The sequence below is a fragment of the Candidatus Poriferisodalis sp. genome, from assembly GCF_965208555.1.
Classification (GTDB): domain Bacteria; phylum Actinomycetota; class Acidimicrobiia; order Acidimicrobiales; family Poriferisodalaceae; genus Poriferisodalis.
In genome coordinates this window covers 1,453,483-1,474,083 of the sequence record NZ_OZ242342.1, presented here as the reverse complement: position 1 = coordinate 1,474,083, position 20,601 = coordinate 1,453,483, and the positions used below count along the sequence as shown (strand labels likewise).

Below are 20,601 nucleotides of genomic sequence, written 5' to 3'. Positions count from 1 at the left end.
GGGGCACCGTATCCGCGGCCCGATCTGGGCAGCGCGGGATTTTGGCGGTCAAATCTGAGTTCGACTGCGGTTCTGCAGGCTTCTTGGCTCTACGCGATTGCTTTGGGGTCCTCGAACGGCCCGTCCATGTCTGACTGGTCGACGTCGGTCTCACCTAGCGCTTCGGCTGTGCGCACGATCTCGTCGAGACGCCGCACGGCTTCCTGCGGCGTCATCCTGTCAGCGAGCGCTGCCTTGACCTGCCGGTCGAAAGCTGCGTCCTTGGCTCGCCACCTGGCGACAGTGCGCACCGAAATCCCCGCAGCTCCGGCAGCCGACTCGATGGTGAGGCCGCAACGCACAGCGGCGACGACACGCCGCATCTTCTCCTGTCTCTCCTGTGCGAGCTGCTTAGTCGTTGCCATGACGACGAGAATGCCCCCAGTTGCTCGACGGCCTCGTTGTGGGAATCGCCGAACCAAGGGAGGCTCGTTGCGGCACTGGCTGCGGACTGCGCGACAGCAGCTGAACCGGCGGCAGCGGTCCCTGAGGTCATTTCCGCCAGGTGATGCCTCGTCTGTCCAGTTCTTTGCCGATGTGTCGTGATGCTTGAAGAGACTGGATCTGCGCGAGGGCCATCACCAGCTCTTCGGAACTGATCGCTCTGACAAGCTCCGCGAACTGCGCGTCATGCGAATGCATGATCGCTATCGCTTCGTCTTTGACTTCGCACATTCGTTCAAATGCCAGCTCAGACTGCTCACGCATTGACTGAGCCTGGCGGAGCGTCTCACAGTGCTCTTGATCATGGCACTCAGACATGGTCTGCATCCTCTCCGGCGTATGAGAGCGCTTGATTGATCTGCCTTTGCCGACTTGAATTGCCGACTTCCTGTAACGCTGTTTGCCGATTCGCTGATTGTCGTCTCAACACGTGCCGAGTCCTTTCTCTCGATACCGACTATGCCGTCGGCAGCATTGAGCGTAATCAGGTGCGTTCCTTGCAGTTCCTAACTGTGCCAGAGAGCACGAATCGAAAACTGCAAATCTGCAGGGAGAGGAGTTCTGATAAGTTGAAAACGTTGCTTATCGGAAAGGAAATCGAGCAATGCACAAGTATGAAGTAATCGGAAGCCGCGGCGGCCGCTACGTCGTTGAAGCACGCGATGAATGGGAAGCCGCTGAGGCAGTAGCCAGAGAGCATCTCTCGCAGACGAGGCTGCCATTCCCACGCGACGAGAACGGTTGGACTTGGTGGATGCGGGCCACACAGCCCGCAATTTTGACCCGACCGCTAGAAAACTGAATCACTGATCCTTGCGGCACAAACTGTAGGCAGTGGGCAGAATCAAAGCACAGTCAAATGACAACAAGAGCCAATTAGGCAGGCTGTTGACTCATTCGACGAGTCAGATGATTTGCTCACGGTCTTGCCAACTATGACGAGATAGGCGTGCACATCGCCTCGTTTGAGGCGGTGTGCACGATGCCGCAAGCCACAACCAGATTCAGACGTTTGGTTCCATGGCGAGAATGCCTCGCCACAGAAGCGCGATTCCCAACACGAATCACGGATCAAATGCAGATTCGTGATTCGCCGGGAAACAGCTGACCACATTAACTGGCGATGGCTATTCAGCTGCAAACCCGCAATACAGGACCCTCGCCGCAACTGTGCTCGCGGTTCGACGGGCAGATATCAGACACTCGCGAAATCAGTCCGCTCGCAGGCGCACACGCAACGACTCTCGGCAGGAATCTCGGCAACCGCGGTTACTCCCTCGGCATAAGCCGCCATATGGACGAGACCCGAGTCTCGGGACTCACCCGCGGCCAGGTCCGAATCCGCGCTCCTGGGTCGAGACGTGAGCGTTCCGTTTCCTGCACAGCACGACCGCGCTTCGCCGAACGCCTGCGCGTGACCCGATGCAGTGTCAGAGCAGTCCTAAACCCCGAGGACCCGGTGATCGCCTGCGACGTCATCTCGATGACCGCGAGCTTCCACACGGGCACGGCCGGCACCACGTACAGGACATACGGGACCTGCGGGGCATCCATCCGCTGCGCAGGCACCCCACGCTGGGCGGGCAGCGAAGGAAGAGCCGGCATCGAGACAACGAGCCAGTTCCGCGGGTCGGTGTGACATGCCTGTCGCAGACTTCGCCGCACAGAGCGCATCCGGCAACGTCGTCACCGTCACCCCAGCCCGAATCGAGGACCCCAAAGCCGGACTGCGGCTCTGCATCGGCTCCCAGGGGCAGCGGTGCATCGTCGGCGACCGCATGCAGACGCTCGACCAATTCACCAAGTGCGGCCGAGGCGACACCAGACGATGGCAGTGCCGCACATGTGACAACTATCACCGCAGGACCCGCGCCAAATCCGAATCCCACGACGAACGCCGCAACAACAACCAGGCGGTGTTCGACCTGCTCGGCGGGTCGTACTGCACTTATGAGCGCTGGTACCGCCTCGGCGACCAGCCGGCCGTCTACTACGGATACGCGTCCGACTTCGCCCGACGCGACCGCGACCACCGCAGAGGCAGAGTCGAATCGACCCGCACCCAGGAGAAGAACCCCAAATGGAAGTCACTCGTCGTGCGGACGCACTTCCACGACACCGAAGAAGCGGCACTGCAGCACGAACAACACCTCTACGACACCCACACAACCCGGCATGGCAGCGACGCAATGATGCTCAACGCCGTCAGACCCCGAGGAGCCGGCGGCACGTAGGACTCGTGGCAAACGGAGGTTGTCAGCAGCACACCGGTGCGAGCGTGGCGGGACCCGGGTTCCGTGCGCACGATGACCCGGGGATAGACGCCTAGTCCCCAGCGTCGGAGATCTCTGCGTAGTCGCGGACTTGGCCGCCGAACTCGCGGGCTGTGTAGTACTCCATATCGGGGTCGTCGTTCTCGATATTGAGGACTGACCTAGTTCCGTCGGCGGTCCACGAGATGCTGATGCCGCCTTCAGGCATCGGCACGACCCACAAGCTGAGGTTCTGCAACCCGAGTGCAACCTCGACTTCGAGAGCGCGCTCGACGCAACTCTCGTTCGGCATAAGGCTGCCGGGGCCGTTCCAGTCCCGCGGCAGGCTGTCGAGCATCGTGAGCACAGCGGAACTGCCGCGCTCCGATTGCGACCGTGGGGTATCCGCCGGATCGGTCATCAGTGCGTCTCTTCGCAGTCGGTGATTTGCAGAGGCGGGCCGATGGCAGCATGCGACACCACCGACATCGGCCCACGCTCAGCATCAATGCACTCACTCACAGCAGCCACACACGATCAGACTGGACATAACGGGCAGCCTGGCGTCGACCGGCTCGGCGATGCAATTATTTGGAGGCTGGACGACCAGCAGTCGAGACCGAGCTTGCTGCTGCGGGCACCCAATGTGCCATCGCTCATAATCAATTCGAGAACAGAATTCGCAACCCAATTAAACTGTCAACGCGGCTCATTGGTGGTCGCTATAGGTAACAGATCATTTCGCAATACCTTCGGGAAACACAAGGATCACTTCACATGACATCGCAAAATCTCTCCCTCAAACCCGGCGCATTGTGTACGTCGAATAGTTGGCGCCCAGCGCATCGGTATCTGTCACGCAGGCCGGTCAGCGCTGAGTGTTCTTCAAGAACCATCATCACTAGATCTACCAGAAATTCGGAAAACAACAGAAAGGCAACACCATGAAATTTCGACACATGACAGACGATCTGACAATGCTCATGATCCAAACATTCGGGGAGCCGCCCGCAATAGGCACCTGCGATCTGATCACAGGAATCGAGCGGGCCGCATCACACGGCAGACCCTATGAGGCAGCTTGGATCACATCCACGCTCGACGAGCTGGGGATAAACGATACGGCTGCGGGAAGCTCGGATCAGAGCGCATCGAGGCGCCCGACAGTCACAAACGTCGACCGGTCCCTCTTCGCACTGGAGGACGCCCTCAGATCGGCGTCGATCAGCGAGCACGAACGCTGCAACCTGAGCCGCTTCACCCAGCGGATGCTGGCGAGGCCGGTGCCCACCAAGGCAATCGCACGGGTCGAAGAGATCTTCGTCAATTCGACAGCGTTCCCCACATGGGCCGCGCCCCGCGACGGCGCCGCAATCTGCGGCAACGAGCGAATCGACTGCGAAGATCCCGACGCCGCAACCGGCCCGGCACACCACCCGACTGAGAGCAGTCAGTCGGACGACTGGTTTCTCGGGTACGACGTATGCGTAGCCACGGCGCAGATCGACGGCAGAGCCTTCGTGCTGGGTCTCGTGACCGGCACAGCCGGCGAAAATCCCACACAGCTGGGCGTGCTCGCGGCGCGCATGGCGATGCTCACCACGCCGGACATCACCGACATCACCGTGGAACCTTCACATCGCCTGCAGCCGACCGGATTCGAAGAAGCCCTCAGCGGCCTCGGCCACGACGCCATCGCCGTGACCTGCATCGACACGCCCGCGTCGGCGCAGAACGCCATCGCTGACATCAAAGCTCATGGAGGACTCCACTCGGGCAGCTGTCGACGACCCGGGCTCGTCGCGCACCACATCTCCGCAGTCGCCGCCGCCTCAGCCCACAACCGGCGAACGCGAACACAGCTCCGACCGAAGGAAACACGACTGGCAGCTTGACGTACTGCCACAGGACCGCGCCCGCATGAGCACAACAACTCCGGCGCGGAGATCACCGAAGTGCGGGACCTGCCACTCGCCTCGCCCATCGAACCGCGACCGGCACAAAGTCGCAAGGTCCGCACGCAGCTGAATGCAGAGCGCTGCCGGCAGATACCATCTCCACAGCCGACATCGGCACCACGCTGGCGGAACCCCGCAGGACATACCGCCATCCGAAGTAACCGCGGGTCCTCCCTGCGACCGACTGCCACGACAGCCTGGCGAACAAGTGAGAATAGTGGCGCCACGATTCTCACTTGCGGCGGCACCACCGCCACCTAAACCAACACTTCCAATACGGCTCCATGTTCGATGCGGTCAGCGTGAAGGTCAGCGGAGGCGACTTGCCATAGGAGCAACCCTCGGCGTGAACTGGGTCGCAAGGTGCATCAGAGCCACGAACCGCAGCGACCGAGTCTGCAGGTCCGACACATCGGTCGCAAACACCGACCCAAGTCCCACGGCTGCACCTGCAGGCGGCACCCGTTGCGGTTGAGCCAATCAGCGGCGATCTCCAGCAGCGAAAGCCCTCGACAGGTCCAATGGGTCGCCGCGCCTCGAACCTGCCGAGCGGTCGCCTCTGACGGCCCTGCCCGGTTCGCGTGGCACCGCTGCAGATGGAAACGACACGGTGCTCGCCGGGTCATTTATCCGGCAAACACAAAGACTGCTCGGCGTGTGAGCAAGCACACGATGGAACGAGAAAGCGAGCGGCGCCTGCGACAGCTACTGCTACTGAAGAGTAAACAAAGTTATGAGCGGCTAGCAGCAGCCTTGTCAAGCGGCAAGCCTTGTTGCACTGTCGTTTCGATGTGTTCCGCGTACCACACTATGCCGAGATCGTAGCCAGCCGTTACGGATATCGACAGGTTGCCCACCTGAACTGCTGGTTCAGCATATTGGTATGTGCCGGAGAAAACACCAAGCAACGCGAATTGCTTCTCCTGCGAGTAGAGCATGCGGCCGTTCTTCATAACGGTGTTGGTGGGCTTTGAAATGACCAAGCTGCCAGATGATCCCGGAAAGAGCTTTGCGTCGATCAGGAAGTACGGATTGCCTTCGAAGTGCATACCCCAGCGGGATGCAATGACTCCCGATTTGATTATCGGGAACACATTGGCCTTGTCGTAGAATCCATCCGGATAGCCGACGACTAGCACATCACTTGCCGTATTGATCTCAATGTTGTTCTGGCCTGCGAATTTCTCGGCGCTTAGTCCCCATGTGGACATGTAGTTCGCGCCAATCTTTACGCCTTCGGCGATCAAGTCCGACATTCGGATCGCCACGATGTCGACAGAAGGGTCCGGATGGAAAAGTGCGCGGTCGGTCCATTCGTCCGAGTCCAATTCGATCGGCACCCACTTCAATGTGCCTGCGCCGGTGTATTCACGCAAGTTGAAAGTGACGAGATTTGCTGGCATCTCAGTGTGCGCGGTTTGGTGCAGGAGGGCGTGCCGGTTGGTGACCAGCCAAGTCTCGATCACTCTCCGCCACTGGGGGCCATCCCCATCCTTTGGCTCGAACTGGTTGTAGAAGAATGCCGTGGCCTGAGAGGTGCCGACCGGGAACTTTGCCTCAATGATCGTCGACACGGCATGCAGAGCGTCGTCGATGCTCACTATGCGCTGCCTCCTGCTCGCGACGCCGCGCCTGCTGTGGAGGTGCGACTGCCGTTGCCGCGCTCGCGCAGGGCTTGCGTGCGTGCGCCTGTGACGTTCATGCGCCAGTTCAGCATCTCAGGGCTGACGGCGAGGCGCCGGATGGCGCCGGCGAATGTGAACCGGCCGCGGGCGGTGGCGAGTGCCATCTGCCTGGTGACGAGGAGTGCGCCGGCGAACCAGTCCGCCTCTTGTTCGTGGTCCGCTCTCCAGTCTCTGCATCCGGTCAGCGGATCGAGCGCGGGTGCGGGAGTGTGCTGGAGGATGCAGTGGCCGAGTTCGTGGGCGATGCTGCTGTGCTGGCGCGCTGGTGAGTGCGTGTCGTTGTAGACGATGATGCGCCGGCGGCTTTCGAACACCGTCAGAGCGGAGAAGGCTTCGGGTTCCTCGGTGATGAAGTGGTCAGCTGCGCTGCATGTGGCCCTGAGTTGGGTGAGCGGCAGCACGGGCACTTCGAGATGTCGCGCGAGCGCGAACGGGTCGAGCCGGTCGAACGGTCCGAGTCCGAGTTCGCCTCTCAGTTCGGACGCGAGCGCGGTCGCATCGCTCTTGAACCCGCGTCGCAGTGCCACGGCCTAGTCCTGTGCTCGGAGCCTTGCGTAGGTGGCCTTGATGACTTCGTTGAGCGCTGTGGCGGCTTCGGGAGTGAGATTCTTGTCGCTTCGCAGGTGAGTGGCGATCTGGGCGAGCGGCTCGGCTTGGGGACGGTCGGACTCGGACCGCACGAAGTCGTCGGCTGAGAGTCCCGACCAGGCTGCGAGCGCGGCGAGACCGTCGATGTCGGGCCGTCGGCCCTGGGCCATTCGGGTCAGCGTCGACGCGCTCACGCCTGACTCGCCGGCGACCTGCTTCCAGGTGAGCCGGCGTGCTTGGCGTTCAGCGTCGAGCACCTCGTAGAACGCATCGCTGTCGAACCAGCCGAGCTTGCCGTCCATAGTTCCCCTCCGTCAGTTGCATTTATGCAATTGCACCCCTATAGTGCAAATGCACGATGGCAATCGGCCATCGGAAACGCAACTGTTCCACAGGAGGATAACTGATGAGTGACCGAGCAGACGCACCAGACGTGCCGGGCCGCGAACGGCCCGTCCCGATCACGCTGAACAAAAAGCCCGTCAAAGTCGACGGGCCGACCGCGACCGGTCTGCAGATCAAGCAGGCAGCGATCGAACAGGGCGTGTCGATCCAGATCGACTTCAAGCTGTCGGTTATCGGCGACGACGGCAAGGAAGTACCAGTCCGCGACGATCAGCACGTCCAGCTGCATCACGGCTCGGAGTTCTTTGCTGTCGCCGGGGACGACAACTCCTAGGACCGATCTGATGAAGCCTGAGGTCCAAGAGGCCGTCGCGGAGCTGCGAGCGTGCTTTCCCGCCGCTGTCGTCTCAGCCGACGACGACGGCAGCGGGGGAGCTTTCGTCACCGTCGATCCGATCGACCCGGGTCCCGCGTACCGTCAGGACAGGACGCGGCTGAAGTTCCACATCAGCCACATGTATCCCGACGCCGATGTGTATCCGCTGTTCGTGCGTCCCGATCTTCGCCGCGTCGACGGCCGCGGGCATGGAAGAGGCTTCGCCGCGGGATCGTTTCGGAACGAGTCGGCGCTTCAGCTCTCGCGCCGCAGCAACAATCGGACCGCCGAGTTCGACACCGCAGCCCGCAAAGTCCTCAAAGTGATCGAATGGATGCACGCGCAATGAACCGCGCTGCGTGCTTCCGAACGCCCGCCTCGCTGATGCGCAAGCTAGAGGAGCACCTGTTCCAAGAGGACGGCGACGAGCACGGAGCAGTCATCGGGGCATCAGTCATTGATACCGGGCCTGGGCTTCGGCTGCTCGCGCGTCGCCTGTTCGTGGCCGAGGACGGCATCGACTACGTGCCGGGCGAACGCGGCTACCGGATGCTCACCCCGGAGTTCGTGCTGCGCTGCGTGCGCGCCTGCGCCCGCGAAGGACTCGCTTACCTCGCAGTGCACAACCACCCCGGCACCGACTGGGTCGCGTTCTCGGGCGATGACATGGCATCGCACCGACGCGGCTACCGGGCGCTGCTGGACATACTCGACGGTCCGCCGGCCGGGGCGCTGGTGTTCGCCCGAGACGCAGTGGCCGGCGACATCTGGCTGTCCCCACAGGAGCAAGTCGAACTCGACCACGCCGTCGTCACCGGCCGCACACCGCGCGTGCTCCATCCGGCGCCGCGCAGACCTCGCGCAGCCGATGCGCGCTATGACCGCCAGGCGAGACTGTTCGGCGACCGCGGCCAACAAATCCTCGGGGCACAGAAGATCGGCATCGTCGGGGCCGGAGGCGTCGGCTCGCTCGTCAACGAATACCTGGCCAGGCTCGGCATCGGCCATCTCGTCGCCGTCGACCACGACCCAATCGAGGAATCCAACGCGTCACGAGTGGTCGGCGCCAGAGCCTCGGACTGGACACCCAGATGGCTGCCGGCCAAGATCGCCCGCCGGCTCGGATGGAAGCCGACCCCCAAAGTCCGCATCGCCGAACGAGTCGCCAAAGAGGCCAACCCCGATATCAGATTCGACGCGATCGAAGCAGACATCGTGGACCCGCACGCCGCGGGCCGGCTCGTGGACTGCGACGCAATCTTCCTCGCAGCCGACACCATGCGCGCCCGCCACATCGTCAACTCGATCTGCCACCGCTACCTGATCCCGGTCTGGCAGGCAGGCACCAAAGTTCACCTAAACAACTCGACAGGCGACATCGCAGACGTGTTCTCTGTCGTCCGCCGACTCGTGCCCGGCGAGTCCTGCCTGTGGTGCAGCGGACTGATCGACCGCACCCGGCTCGCCGAGGAAGCCGCCTCGCCCCAACAACGCGCCGCGCAGACCTACATCGACGAAGTCCCGAACCCCAGCGTCATCACGCTCAACGCAGTCGCGGCAGCTCACGCCGTAGACGACTACCTGTTCACCACCGTCGGACTCACCAGCCCGAGCGCACGCCCCGAGTGGTTCAGGCACCACCCCCTCATCGGGTACTTCGCGCAGCTCAAGACAGCCAGCGAACCCGGCTGCCCGCAGTGCCAAAACCACCTCGCCGCCGGGCCTCTCGAGCCCCTGCCAGTACGAGAACGGAGCCAGTAGATGACTTACACAACCCATCAAGTCGCGACCGGCGCAGACGAGCGATCGGCAGTCGCTCGACTGCTCGACCATCCAGTCGCACTCATTGCAACGACGCTCACGGGCTCGTCGCTCGCCTATGTGTCTTTCCTGACAATCAGCGACGGATGGCTCGGCGCTGCCAAAGCATGGCTGACATGGCCTGCCTTCACCATCCTCAACCTCGCAGCCACAGCAGCGACTTTCCTCTCCGCATGGCTCACATTGCGCGAATTCAAGTGGTCCACTGGCGGGCAACGAGCCCCGCACGCAGCCGTGTTCACCGTGTCCGCTGTGCTGTTCCTGGCATTCATCGTCAGCGCCGCCATCGCCATCGTGGTGCTCGCCGTGTACTTGCTGGGCAGCTCCGACGACGACAACGACAACCACTTCCGAGGCCGTCCGCACCGTCGCCGCCGCAAACGCCGATCAGGACAACGAAATCGCCATCGCAGCCGTAGCCGCAGTCGCCTGAGTCGAACACGCCGATCGCGGCGACGGTGAACCGCACTGCTCCGCACCCGCGAACGCAACACCACCTTGAAGCCGCGCAGATCGTGCTGGCCTCGCGAAACGCTTCCGAGCGGCACCCAGACGATTCGCCCGGGTCCCTCCTAAGCCGGCTGAGCCAGCGTCCACGACTGACATCGTCAACCACCGGGACAGGTCGGTGCAGGTCAAGTCGACTGACTAGGTCTCCGTCATCTTGGAAGCGATGACACCGAGCGTAGATCACGCTGAAGCCCGCCAAGCGTGACCGTTGATAGGCCAGGCGGGGACGAAAAGACCAACCTCAGCGCAAGAAGCGAGAAATTCCCATGACCGATGAGCTTGAGCAGTTTCCTTCCCCTCGAATTCGAGACCATGCACGCGCGGGTGTGCAAGCTGCCGTGTCTGCATTGCCGCTCGGTGGCACCGTCAACCAGCTCTTCGACGCCGTGATGTCCCCGTCGATCGAGCGTCGTCAGACGCGCTGGTTCAAGCAACTGGCCGAGATCGTGGAAGAGCTGAAGGACAAGGTCGACGACTTCGACCTAGAGCAGCTTGCCGACAACGAGGTGTTCGTGACCGCCGTGCTGGACGCGTCGCGAATCGCGGTGACGACGCACCGAGAGGAGAAACTCGCGCTCCTCAGAAGTGTGCTCCTCCGATTGGCGACTGAGTCCGCCAGCGATGAGTTTCTCGCCCTGCAGATGCTGAGGTTCGTGGACGAGCTTGAGCCTGAGCACTTCATGGTGCTGAAGTACTGCGCGGACCCCAGCGGCTGGTACGACACCAACGGAATTGACCGCTCTCATCGGGCGGCGGGTCCGCTCCGCTCCGTGATGAACGGTGCCGGGTTACCGGTCACAGGAGCGGGCCTTGAGATCGTGCGCAGCGACCTGTCGGAACTCGGCCTCGTGAACTTGGACGGATTCAATGTGACCGTCTTCGGAGACAGCATGTGGAGACCGCTGGCGACCGAGCTAGGTATGTCGCTGCTTGAGTTCGTGATGCAGTCTGATGAGGACTGATCGAGAGTCTCTAAGCAGGTAGATCGTCACTGGGGAGATCGAAACGCCTGAGTGTCCACAGCTCAGGCAAGAGAGGGGATCGATACAGTCCTTACGCCGCAGAGTCACCGGTCGACCGAAGCTCGTCGCCAGCGACGGTTTCTCGGAGGTCGTCGATGGTACAAAAGGTCGTGGAGCAGGTTCGGTGGTACGCGGCTGGGCTTACATGTCTGGTGACCATGATGCCAGCGACTCTCCATTCGCGGTCTGGACTATCAATGCCCTTGTTGGCGGCTAGAGACTCTGCTGACGCTTCGACGTCCCGCACTTTCTGATTGAGCTTGTCGACATAACCGCCAGCCTTGTGGAACTGGTTGATTTGTGTGTGAATGGTCCGGGCGCTCAGCGGCACGAAGGGGTCTTTGGCTTCGATGACGAAGATAATCGAGCGCACCGCGTCGATGCTGAGGATGTCGATTTCTCCGCTGAGGTTGTTTATCCCGTGTCGGTGGGCGTGACGCTTCCGCACCCGAGGAATGCTCAGTAGGGGAAGATTGGCCAGCTGTTCGAGGCAGTCGTTCTCGAATTCGGTATTCCGCGCGTCACGGGCGGTCTTGAGTGCTTTGGCGACTGGCGGCGGCAGGTTGTCGTCGTGTATCGGGAGGCGAAGCTGCGAGAGGTAGGTGACCCAAGCCTTCTTCGCTAGCTCGGCGGTCCACGGCAGCACCCAGACGCCCGATTCGTCTCCGATGAGGGGCCGGATGGCGACGCGCGCTGATCTCCGTTCGACTTCCCAGTGCTTGATCGCCGAATCTGCTGATGCCAGTACCTCGGCGCTGAAGCTCAGACATTCCGCGGCCGCCTCGTAGTCGGCGAGAGGAATCTGGGGGTTCGCGGAGTGCACCTCGGCCGCGAGTTGCTGTGGGAGCACGAGTTCGGTGCATTGCGGCGTCGAGACCGGCCATTGGATCGTGATGTCCAGGATGCCCAAGATCGCGTCGAGACTGAATCCGAGCGAGCCTTGAAGCGCCTGATCGATGCCGGCGAACTCGGGTGCGCGAACACCGATCGGGGTCCACTCTTGGTCCGGATCGATGTCCTCGCCGGGGCTGCCGATGGGTATCGGTTCGGGCAGTCCTGCCAAGCGAGCATCGCGGGAGAACGATTCAAGGTCGACTGCGGCACTGATGTCGTCCTCGTCGATGATCACTTCAAAGAGGTCGGTGATGACGAGTGTTGGATTCGCCAATTCTCGGTGGAGTGCTTCGCTGCGGCTGCTGGACTCGCCGGCGAGCGTCGCGAGACTCAGCAGTTCCTGCCAGTCGTACTCAGTGGGCGTCTTGGTTCCGCTTGGGGGCCGCGCCAGCAGCTCCTCGATGATGAGGCTGATGAAGCGCGACTGGTGCAGCAGTTCTTGGCCCAATTCGGGGAGCCGTTCAACTCCCTCGCTCGGAGTTCCGGTCTGATAAGCCGTTCTTGTGGTTGCCCACCATCGCTGGCTGTTGGTGCATTCGAGCTGTGTCAGGGCGAGGTCGAGCACTGCAGCGCAGTCGAATTTCGACAGTTCCTCGTGGAGTCTGTCGATCAGCCACGGATAGACGATGTCGGTTTCGATCCGCTTGCCGGAATCGCCGCCGTAGGAGCCCGGATGGATGCCGACATCGTCAAGTTGGGCGCCGAGTTCCGCGAGGTGTGCGCTTAGGTGGGACTTGTGGAGGGTTGACGGTTCCGGAGCTTCTTGGATGCGCGGAAGGACTGTGATCGCATCGACTCGTATTCCCGGTGGCGTGCTGTTCCACGCGGTCACGAATACACCGGCAGTTAGACCACCCGAGATGGCATCAGACAGCAAGGCCCCCAGTTGCGCTTCGACTGCCCGTGAGTCTTCCTGCAGCTGGTCGCGGAACCCCGGGGCGCAGCCAATCGTGAGGACGCCGCTGCCTGCCTCTGCCATCTGGAACAACAGGTCCTGGTTGTCGTCGGTGATTGCGAATTCGATCCGGAGAGCTGACAGCCCGCTCGCCTGCATGAGATCGACGAGTTGAGCCCGCACGCACTCCAGCTTGTAAGCCAGGCAATTGCCCAGGCTGCGAGCAAGATCGGATGCCTGCTCGTCACCCGATCTTGCTCGCAGCGCCACGGCGACCGGTGTCTCGCAGACGACCAATCGGTACAGAGCGCCTCGCTTGGCGTTGCCGACGAGTATCGATGTGCCGTCGAGACTGTGAAGCGGCCAGGCCGACACTCGTCCCATGCCGAGCGCGTTAAGCGACAGCTCAATATCGCTCTGCTCTGATGCTTTTTGCCATTCGGCCAACGAGTGATGCGGCTCGGCATACAGGACATCAAGTGGGCGCGCGCCACGGAAGAACGACTTGCCGTTGCCTCTCCAGGATTCCCACAGGTCGATTCCGTCCCATGAGAACAGCTGACCGATGCGCGGCTGTTCCACTCGGTCGCGGACGAAATACCACAGGTCGATCTCATCGCGCCCGATGGTCCGCCGAATCCAGTCCAAGTCCTGATGCGTCATCAGCGCGCACTTCGCACCAGACGGGCTCGCCAGAATTGCTGCCTGAGGTTGGGCGACGATCAGCAGGCGACACAGCCTCGCCGAGGCTGGCAGTGCGACGGTTCCATTGACCGCAGTCAGCGTGCTGCTGGCGCTGACGGTCTCCAAGTGAGAGGCTGCCTTTCCGATCGCCTCGTGCAGCGCCGAGTGGTCCAAGCCACCCACCACGCTGATCGCCAGGTACTGGCAGTCGCTGTAGCGAATGACCGAATGCAAATAGGGATGCCGCTCGTCGCGTAGTGGGCCGATGACATCAAGGCCGGCTTCGTCGAGCATGCTCCCGATGTAGCGCCACGCCGCGGTCAGCCACTTGTAGTCCAGTGAAGGATCGAGTGCCAGAGCCTTTGCAGCGAGTGCTCCTGCGAGCGCATTGAACGCCTCCACGATCAATCCCGTCGGCAGCGGAATGAACGCTCGCTGTCCGTGTCGGATGGCGATGGTGGCACCGAACGTCGCGATCATGGACATCTCGTCGCGGCGCAGATTCTTGGCGGGGACCGAGTGAGCTTCGAGCGCCGCCCTGGCGCGTTCGGGATTGCTGCACTGAGCTATCTGGTCTTCCAAAGACGGCAGGCTGGCCGCGGCGACAAGCTCGTCGTCGCAGAGACTCGGCGTTGATTGCAGTACCTGCTCAATGCCTGCGGGCCATTTGGGAGCGAGCGCTGAAGCCACGGTGTCGACTCTGCGCAAGATCAGCTCGACGATGTCGGTCAAGCCGTAGTCGGTGTGCTCGTGCAGAACCGGGTCGATGATCGCGGACAGCCGCCGAAGCGTCTCGATGTCCGATGTCGGGCGCTCCAAGGTGCCCGCGACCATTCTGAACATCTCGCCAGCCCACTCGACGCGCACATCGAACCGAGGGTCGTGAGGCAAGAAGTCCTCTTCCGTTCCAACTAAGGGGCACTCTTGGCGCGCAGCTCGAACTAGTGGCTCCAGCAACGACACATCTGCGGGCATGTCGGCCACGCGAGTGCGACCATTGGCCAAAGACTCGAATACGACACTCAGCGAAGGTAGGTATTGGCTCGCATTTGGGGAAACGCTCGCGGCCTCCAGCAGTGCGTGCAACGAAGCACGCGATCGACCGTGCGCAACACGCGCAACAGGACCCTCTCCGTGCTCGCGACGCTCTCGCTTCCGTCGACTCTGCCTGCCCACCACGCACCTCTCTCGTTCGGGCGCGTGATTGTAAGTCACACGCGTGTGATCCGACCCGTAATTTCTTGAGGCCTGACCGGAGCTACGGAAATCCGCGAGGGAAACGCATACCCAATTCCGCACCTGATGGCTGTGGACGACTCGCCTTGGACCAAATGGGCATTGATTGAGGACCGCAACGCTCTGACCAGCGACAACGCAACCGCACCCAAACTGTCGCAACCCTCTGACCAGCGCAAACGCAGACTCGACAATGCTGCAATCTGGATGTGTGCAACGCTCTGACCAGCAGAAACGCACCGTCGCCCTAGCTAGCCCAACGCTCTGATCAGCAACAACGCGTCGATCCCTGCAACTACCACGCGACCCAAATCGGTGCCGAAACGCGTTCCGAGAATGACGCGATCGCGTTCCACGTCGAGCCCAGACGCGTTCCAATGTCGGCGCAGTCGCGTTCGCGAGAGCGGTCGCGCGAGGCTGTGACCTGCGGAAACGCTATTTCGCACACGTCCCGGCTAGAGCACAGTATTGGCTGCGCTCACCCACCTGTCGTCGACTACAACGACACAACCCTCTGACCCGCGATTTCGCGAATGGCTAGTTGGCCAGTCAGCACGCACCACTTACCAAAATGCCCAAAATCGCTTACCGCGCCAAGTCTGCCAAACGGCCTGCCAGCAGCTTCGACGTTTCGCACCAGCGCCCTCGGGCAACCGGCGGCTCACGGTAGCAGCGAGGCCTCGCGGCTCACGAGGGGTTCTGGAGCACGTGACCACTAATATCTGCGCCATGGAGCTTCTCGGTGCGCAGGTCTGGCACTACTGGCTGGCGGTCCCGCTCACCGTGGTGACGGTGGCGACCGTGGCCAAGCTGGTCGCGGGCTACGTCCAGAAGGTGGTTGCGCCGCGCTACCCCAAGCGCTGACGCCGACATGAGCGATCCCGCCGACGAGCACGTCGACTGGGATCTGGCGCGCCGAATCGCAGTCCGCGTCGCGGGCACCGAGCCGTTGTACCAGTCCTATCTCGCTGAACCGCTGCGACAGGACTTCGCCCGGTTCGTGCCGGTCGCGGCCGAGCTGGTCGCCATCGAGACCGGGCTGGAGACTCCCGGTGAGGCTCACGCCGAGGTCATCGACCGCACCGGCTGGATCGACGCGAACATCGCGGCCTTCCGGCGCCTGCTGCAGCCGCTGCTGGGCGCTACGGCCGGTGCCGACGGCTCAGCCGAGACGGCGGCAGCCGCAGCCGGGCGGGTGACGAGGACGCTGGGAGCCGTCGAGCTGGGCTCGGTGCTGGGCTGGATGGCACGCCGGGTGCTCGGCCAGTACGACCTGCTCTGGGCCTCCGACGACGAGGCCGCGACTTCAAGAGACACGACTTCACACGGCGCAGCATCAGCGGGCACAGCCGGCGACACCGTCTACTTCGTCGGCCCGAACATCCTGGTCACCGAGAAGCGCTACGCCTTCGTCCCGGCCCAGTTCCGCCTGTGGCTTGCGCTGCACGAGCTGACGCACCGCTCGCAGTTCACCGGTGTGCCGTGGCTGCGGCCCCACTTCCTGCAGCTCGTGAACGGGCTGGTCGACGATGCCCAGCCCGATCCCGAGCGCATGCGCGAGGGCCTTCGCACGCTGGTGACACAGCGTCGCGGCAATTCGGGTCGCAGCGGTTCGGGCCGCAGCAGCCCAGGTCAAGACGGCCAGGATCTGCTGGGCGAAGGGGGGCTTGCCGCCGTGTTCGCCACCGACCACCAGCGCGAGCTGATCGCCCAGGTGGGCGGCATGATGAGCTTGGTGGAGGGCCACGGCGACGTGACGATGGCGCGAGCCGCCCGCGGGCACATCCCCGATGCTGACCGGTTCGCCGTGGTGATGCACCACCGGCGTCGCAATGTGCGCGGCATGGCCCGGCTGATCCAGCGCCTGCTGGGCATCGAGGCCAAGCTGGCGCAGTACCAGGCCGGCGAGGAGTTCATCGCCCAGATCGAGGCCGAGCGAGGACCCCGGGCGGTCGACCGCATCTGGGAACGAGTGGAGCACCTGCCGTCCATGGCGGAGATCCGCGACCCTCAAGCTTGGCTGGAGCGTGTCCCCGCCGCCTGAGGGCGTGCGCGGCGCCCAGGGAGCTGAGGCGCCGGGGGTCGACGGCGAACTCGACCTGCTGCTGGAGCGCTGCACCTTCGGTGACGCCGGACGCCGCGAGCTGACCTGCGGCGTCTCGGGCGGTCCCGATTCGGCCGCGCTGCTGGTGCTGGCCTGCCGGTTCGCCCGCTGCAGCGGCGGCGCCACCGCCGTCACGGCGGTGCACGTCGATCACGGCCTCCGTCCCGACGGGGCTGCCGAGGCTGTACGGGTCCGGGCCTTGTGCGACCGGCTCGGTGCCGAGCTGCGTGTCGTGAAGCTCCAGCTGGCCCCAGGCGCCAACTTGCAGGCTCGGGCTCGTGAGGCTCGCCACGCCGCGCTCGACCCCGACGCGCTGCTCGGCCATACCGCCGACGACCAGGCGGAGACAGTGCTGCTGCAGTTGCTGCGCGGCGGAGCGCTCGATGCGCTCGCCGCCATGAGAGCCGACCGGCGGCCGCTGCTGGGGCTGCGGCGCACCGAGACCGAGCGGGTCTGCGAGCTGGTCGGCTACGAACCGATCCGTGACCCCTCCAACACCGACCCCCGCTTCTGGCGCAGCCGCGTCCGGGCCGAGCTGATCCCGCTGCTGTGCGACATCGCCGGGCGCGACGTGGTGCCGTTGCTGGCGCGCGGATCCGGACTGGCGGCCGCTGAGGCCGACCTGCTCGACGTGCTTGCCGCCGAGATCGATCCCACCAGCGCGTCCGAGCTGCGGGCCGCTCCGGTTGCGCTGGCTCGGCGAGCCATCCGCGCATGGCTGCGCACCGATCACCCGCCTGACGCCGGCGCGGTCGAGCGGGTGCTCGAAGTGGCCAGGCACACCCACCGCGCCACCGAAGTCGGCGGCGGGCGGCGGGTCACCAGATCCGCCGACCGGCTCAGACTCGACGATGGAGGGCTTGACGGTTGACCGTCGTTCCGCCATCGGGAACACGCAGGCGCTAGGTTCGGCCCACGTGACGCCTGCACCGGCATCGCAGACTCCCCCCAGCGACCTCGAGTCGATGCTCGACGGCGACCCCGCCGTCGGCGAGGTGCTGGTGTCGGGCCCCGAGATCGCCGAACGGGTCGCCGAGCTGGGCGCGCAGATCACCGCCGACTACGCAGGCCGCGAACCGCTGCTCGTGGCGGTGCTCAAGGGCGCCGTGATGTTCGCCTCCGATCTCAGCCGCGCCATCGAGCTGCCGGTCGAGATGGACTTCATGGCCGTGTCGTCCTACGGCAGCAGCACACGCTCCAGCGGCGTCGTCCGCATTCTCAAGGACCTCGACATCGACATAGCGGGCCGTGACGTGATCTTGGTGGAGGACATCGTCGAGAGCGGCCTCACGCTGTCCTACCTGCGTCGCAGCCTGCTGGCTCGCGGCCCTGCCAGCCTGGCCGTGTGCTCGCTGCTGACTCGCGAGCACAACGGCAGCCTGAACGGCCTCGTCGACTACATCGGATTCCACCTGCCGCCGGTGTGGGTGATCGGCTACGGGCTGGATCTGGCCCAGAAATACCGCAATCTGGCCGAGATCCGGGCGTACGACTCGTCCGCAACCGAGAGCGCCTGAAACTCCTGCTCGACGGCCGTGCAGGGCCGGATCGGCACCGGTACATTCGGCTGCGAGCACGCTCTGGGTTACCGCGAGCGTCGAGGCCGCTCCGAGGTGCGACGCACATGAGAGGGAAGTGGGCGGAGGGCATTCAGCCCCGCAACTTCAACTGGGTCGTCGCCGAGCGTCTCGCAGTGTGCGAGCGGCCTGGCGGCTACGGCGCCAGCCACCGGCGCGTCCGCCGCCAGGAGGAGATCATCTGGCTGCGGCGCAACGAGTTCGACATCGTCGTGTCGCTTATCTCTGCGCCGCACAACCTGCACAGCTACGACGAGCTCGACCTGCCGTACCTGCACCGGCCCTGGCCGGGTCCGGACGACCTGGGCGACTACCTGCAGTCGGTCCACGACGACTTGGAGCGGCTGGCCGCCGAGCGCAAGCGCGTCATCCTGCACAAGGAGCGCGTCGGCGAGGACGTCTGCGGGTTCGTGGCGTCGTACCTGCTGCTGTCAGGCAAGGTGCCCACCGGTCCTCAGGCCACCGCCATCACCGAGCGGATCTTCGGCCAGCGAGTCGGGCCCGAAGGGCGCCGTGTGGTCGACGTGGCGCTGGGCATCCTGGCTGAGCGAGACGCAGCGAGCTGAGCCTCGCCATGACAGCGCCAGACAGCATTCGATTGCGCGACCTGCGGGTGACGTGCGTGATCGGGGCGCTGGCACACGAGCGCACCGCACCGCAGCCGCTCAGCATCGACGTCGATCTGTTCGCCGACTTGAGCCAGGCCGGAGCCACCGACGACTTGAGCCGCACGGTCGACTACGGCGCCGTGTGCGACCGCATCGTGACGCTGTGCGAGCAGGCCCAGCCGCAGCTGCTCGAACGGCTGGCCGAGGTGATCGCCGGCGAGCTGTGCGGCATCGATGCCGTGACCGCCGCCACGGTCACGGTCACCAAGCTGCGCCCGCCCGTCGCGGCCGATCTCGGCACCAGCGCGGTGCGCATCACCCGCAGCGCGAGCTGAGCCGGTGAACCAGGCCCGCACCAGGGCGTTCGTCGCGCTGGGCGCGAACATCGGCAATCCCGCAGCGCAGCTGGCCGGCGCGCTCGACGCGCTCGACGCCGCCGGCGTGCTCGTGGCCGTCTCGGGCGTCTACCGCAGCGCGCCGATCGGCCCCGAACAGCCGGAGTTCCTGAACCTGGTGGCCGAGCTGGCAATCTCCGAAGGGCCGTACGAGTTGCTGGCCCGCTGCCAGGCCCTCGAAACCGCGGCCCAGCGGGTGCGTCGCGAGCGCTGGGGGCCGCGCACTCTCGATGTCGACGTGCTGTTGTTCGGCGACGTGCAGATGCGCGACCCCGAACTCGCGATCCCGCACCCCCGCCTGCGCGAGCGCCGTTTCGTGCTCGACCCGCTGGCAGAGCTGGCGCCCGAACTGGTCACGCTCGGCGAGCTGGCAGCAGTCGCCGACCAGGACTGCGAGCGCATAGGCAGCGTCGAGCTGCTGCGCCGCCTGGCCGCCGGCTCGACGGCGGCAGATCAGGACTGAGTCTCGGGGGCCTGCGGCGCGTCCTTGCGCATGATGAACAGCCCCTCGGCCCTGACGCACAGGCCGTCCGGGCCGTGCACGTCGGCGTGCTGGACGATCTTGCGGCCCGACGTGTGATCGATCCATGCCCGCAGCTGCAGCGGCTCGCCGATCGGCGTCGCGGCGTGATAGTGGACGGTCAGCCGGCCCGTGTAGGCCTGCCGGCCCCGCATGCGGTTCAAGGCACCCATCAGCTCGTCGATGATCAGCGCCACCACCCCGCCGTGGGTGCGCTCGGGAGGTCCGGCGAACATGGCGTCCACCACGGCTTCGCCCCGCACGGCGTCGTCGGATTCCTTGAAGTACCTGACGTCCACCGATGCCGGGTGCAGCTGACCGCCGCCGATCGAGAACGGATCGAACTCGATCTCGTCGCCCGGCTCGAGCGGCAGCGGGAAGTACTGCCCCTCGTAGATCTCCCGGAGATAGGGCCGCGAGAGCATGTCGTCGATCTTCACTCGCAGCGTGCCCTGCTCCAGCCGCTCGGCGGCGGCCTCGACGGCGGCCGTGACCTCGTCGAGCACGCCATCGTCGACCCGCCGGTTCGCCAGCGCCCGGTTCAGCCGTCGCATCGCGGCAGCGGCCCGCCCCACAGCGCTCCAGTCGTGCAATCCTTCCCCGGCATTCACGGCCTGTGACGCTAGCTGCGCAGCCACATACGCTCCC

At 64.2% G+C, this 20,601-nt stretch carries 22 protein-coding genes; 14 read left to right on the top strand and 8 right to left on the bottom strand.

Annotated features, from left to right (window positions below):
- Nucleotides 1-89: 89 nt before the first annotated feature.
- The gene (locus ACOGXE_RS06815) at nucleotides 90-404 is read right to left on the bottom strand and encodes a hypothetical protein (protein WP_419933191.1); all 315 of its coding nucleotides are present in this window, start codon (nucleotides 402-404) and stop codon (nucleotides 90-92) included.
- Between the two features lie 127 nt (nucleotides 405-531).
- A complete protein-coding gene (locus ACOGXE_RS06810; protein WP_419933190.1) occupies nucleotides 532-747 on the bottom strand; it encodes a hypothetical protein in 216 nt (71 codons plus the stop codon).
- A 1,376-nt stretch (nucleotides 748-2,123) separates the two neighbouring features.
- Between ACOGXE_RS06810 and ACOGXE_RS06805 the strand changes: the two genes are divergently transcribed.
- On the top strand, nucleotides 2,124-2,717 hold the full coding sequence (locus tag ACOGXE_RS06805) for a GIY-YIG nuclease family protein (RefSeq protein ID WP_419933189.1): 594 nt from the start codon (nucleotides 2,124-2,126) through the stop codon (nucleotides 2,715-2,717).
- Nucleotides 2,718-2,808: 91 nt separating this feature from the next.
- Here the strand turns inward: ACOGXE_RS06805 and ACOGXE_RS06800 are convergent, their stop codons facing one another.
- A complete protein-coding gene (locus ACOGXE_RS06800; protein ID WP_419933188.1) occupies nucleotides 2,809-3,156 on the bottom strand; it encodes a hypothetical protein in 348 nt (115 codons plus the stop codon).
- Nucleotides 3,157-3,694: 538 nt separating this feature from the next.
- Between ACOGXE_RS06800 and ACOGXE_RS06795 the strand changes: the two genes are divergently transcribed.
- Nucleotides 3,695-4,630: a hypothetical protein gene (locus ACOGXE_RS06795; protein WP_419933187.1), complete on the top strand. Its 936-nt coding sequence runs from the start codon at nucleotides 3,695-3,697 to the stop codon at nucleotides 4,628-4,630.
- A gap of 794 nt (nucleotides 4,631-5,424) precedes the next feature.
- On the opposite strand, the gene ACOGXE_RS06790 is transcribed toward ACOGXE_RS06795, so the two are convergent.
- The 3 genes from ACOGXE_RS06790 to ACOGXE_RS06780 are packed head-to-tail and all read right to left on the bottom strand — an operon-like array spanning nucleotide 5,425 to nucleotide 7,268.
- The gene (locus ACOGXE_RS06790; RefSeq protein WP_419933186.1) at nucleotides 5,425-6,294 is read right to left on the bottom strand and encodes a trypsin-like peptidase domain-containing protein; all 870 of its coding nucleotides are present in this window, start codon (nucleotides 6,292-6,294) and stop codon (nucleotides 5,425-5,427) included.
- Nucleotides 6,294-6,905, bottom strand: coding sequence for an ImmA/IrrE family metallo-endopeptidase (locus tag ACOGXE_RS06785; RefSeq protein ID WP_419933185.1), 612 nt, complete (start codon nucleotides 6,903-6,905; stop codon nucleotides 6,294-6,296). Before ACOGXE_RS06785 ends, ACOGXE_RS06790 begins: the two co-directional genes overlap by 1 nt.
- A gap of 3 nt (nucleotides 6,906-6,908) precedes the next feature.
- Nucleotides 6,909-7,268: a helix-turn-helix domain-containing protein gene (locus ACOGXE_RS06780; RefSeq protein ID WP_419933184.1), complete on the bottom strand. Its 360-nt coding sequence runs from the start codon at nucleotides 7,266-7,268 to the stop codon at nucleotides 6,909-6,911.
- A 104-nt stretch (nucleotides 7,269-7,372) separates the two neighbouring features.
- On the opposite strand from ACOGXE_RS06780, the gene ACOGXE_RS06775 reads away from it, so the two are divergent.
- The 5 genes from ACOGXE_RS06775 to ACOGXE_RS06755 all read left to right on the top strand — a co-directional run bounded on the left by ACOGXE_RS06775 (nucleotide 7,373) and on the right by ACOGXE_RS06755 (nucleotide 10,980).
- Nucleotides 7,373-7,645 (top strand): multiubiquitin domain-containing protein, encoded by a 273-nt coding sequence (locus ACOGXE_RS06775; protein ID WP_419933183.1) that lies wholly within the window; start codon nucleotides 7,373-7,375, stop codon nucleotides 7,643-7,645.
- Nucleotides 7,646-7,655: 10 nt separating this feature from the next.
- The gene (locus tag ACOGXE_RS06770) at nucleotides 7,656-8,036 is read left to right on the top strand and encodes a hypothetical protein (RefSeq protein ID WP_419933182.1); all 381 of its coding nucleotides are present in this window, start codon (nucleotides 7,656-7,658) and stop codon (nucleotides 8,034-8,036) included.
- A complete protein-coding gene (locus ACOGXE_RS06765) occupies nucleotides 8,018-9,448 on the top strand; it encodes a HesA/MoeB/ThiF family protein (RefSeq protein WP_419933181.1) in 1,431 nt (476 codons plus the stop codon). The genes ACOGXE_RS06770 and ACOGXE_RS06765 overlap by 19 nt, the downstream gene beginning before the upstream one ends.
- Nucleotides 9,449-9,970, top strand: a complete 522-nt coding sequence (locus ACOGXE_RS06760; RefSeq protein WP_419933180.1) for a hypothetical protein — start codon at nucleotides 9,449-9,451, stop codon at nucleotides 9,968-9,970.
- A 314-nt stretch (nucleotides 9,971-10,284) separates the two neighbouring features.
- Nucleotides 10,285-10,980: a hypothetical protein gene (locus ACOGXE_RS06755; RefSeq protein WP_419933179.1), complete on the top strand. Its 696-nt coding sequence runs from the start codon at nucleotides 10,285-10,287 to the stop codon at nucleotides 10,978-10,980.
- Between the two features lie 91 nt (nucleotides 10,981-11,071).
- Here ACOGXE_RS06755 and ACOGXE_RS06750 read toward each other — a convergent pair whose 3' ends face one another.
- On the bottom strand, nucleotides 11,072-14,380 hold the full coding sequence (locus ACOGXE_RS06750; RefSeq protein WP_419933178.1) for a hypothetical protein: 3,309 nt from the start codon (nucleotides 14,378-14,380) through the stop codon (nucleotides 11,072-11,074).
- A gap of 1,098 nt (nucleotides 14,381-15,478) precedes the next feature.
- Between ACOGXE_RS06750 and ACOGXE_RS06745 the strand changes: the two genes are divergently transcribed.
- The 7 genes from ACOGXE_RS06745 (at nucleotide 15,479) to folK (ending at nucleotide 19,896) form a co-directional block, all read left to right on the top strand.
- The gene (locus tag ACOGXE_RS06745; protein WP_419863090.1) at nucleotides 15,479-15,613 is read left to right on the top strand and encodes a hypothetical protein; all 135 of its coding nucleotides are present in this window, start codon (nucleotides 15,479-15,481) and stop codon (nucleotides 15,611-15,613) included.
- Nucleotides 15,614-15,620: 7 nt separating this feature from the next.
- A complete protein-coding gene (locus tag ACOGXE_RS06740) occupies nucleotides 15,621-16,793 on the top strand; it encodes a zinc-dependent metalloprotease (RefSeq protein WP_419933177.1) in 1,173 nt (390 codons plus the stop codon).
- Nucleotides 16,777-17,724 carry a tRNA lysidine(34) synthetase TilS gene (gene tilS, locus ACOGXE_RS06735; RefSeq protein ID WP_419933176.1) on the top strand — a complete coding sequence of 316 codons (948 nt, stop codon included), beginning with the start codon at nucleotides 16,777-16,779 and terminating at the stop codon, nucleotides 17,722-17,724. Before ACOGXE_RS06740 ends, tilS begins: the two co-directional genes overlap by 17 nt.
- A gap of 94 nt (nucleotides 17,725-17,818) precedes the next feature.
- Entirely contained in the window at nucleotides 17,819-18,370 is a 552-nt protein-coding gene (gene hpt, locus ACOGXE_RS06730; RefSeq protein ID WP_419933486.1) for a hypoxanthine phosphoribosyltransferase, read from the top strand.
- A gap of 107 nt (nucleotides 18,371-18,477) precedes the next feature.
- Entirely contained in the window at nucleotides 18,478-18,996 is a 519-nt protein-coding gene (locus ACOGXE_RS06725) for a hypothetical protein (protein ID WP_419933175.1), read from the top strand.
- An 8-nt stretch (nucleotides 18,997-19,004) separates the two neighbouring features.
- On the top strand, nucleotides 19,005-19,373 hold the full coding sequence (folB, locus tag ACOGXE_RS06720; protein ID WP_419933174.1) for a dihydroneopterin aldolase: 369 nt from the start codon (nucleotides 19,005-19,007) through the stop codon (nucleotides 19,371-19,373).
- A gap of 4 nt (nucleotides 19,374-19,377) precedes the next feature.
- Nucleotides 19,378-19,896 carry a 2-amino-4-hydroxy-6-hydroxymethyldihydropteridine diphosphokinase gene (gene folK, locus ACOGXE_RS06715; RefSeq protein ID WP_419933173.1) on the top strand — a complete coding sequence of 173 codons (519 nt, stop codon included), beginning with the start codon at nucleotides 19,378-19,380 and terminating at the stop codon, nucleotides 19,894-19,896.
- On the opposite strand, the gene ACOGXE_RS06710 is transcribed toward folK, so the two are convergent.
- Entirely contained in the window at nucleotides 19,887-20,564 is a 678-nt protein-coding gene (locus ACOGXE_RS06710; protein WP_419933172.1) for a PaaI family thioesterase, read from the bottom strand. The two genes, folK and ACOGXE_RS06710, sit on opposite strands and share 10 nt — an antisense overlap.
- Nucleotides 20,565-20,601: the final 37 nt, after the last annotated feature.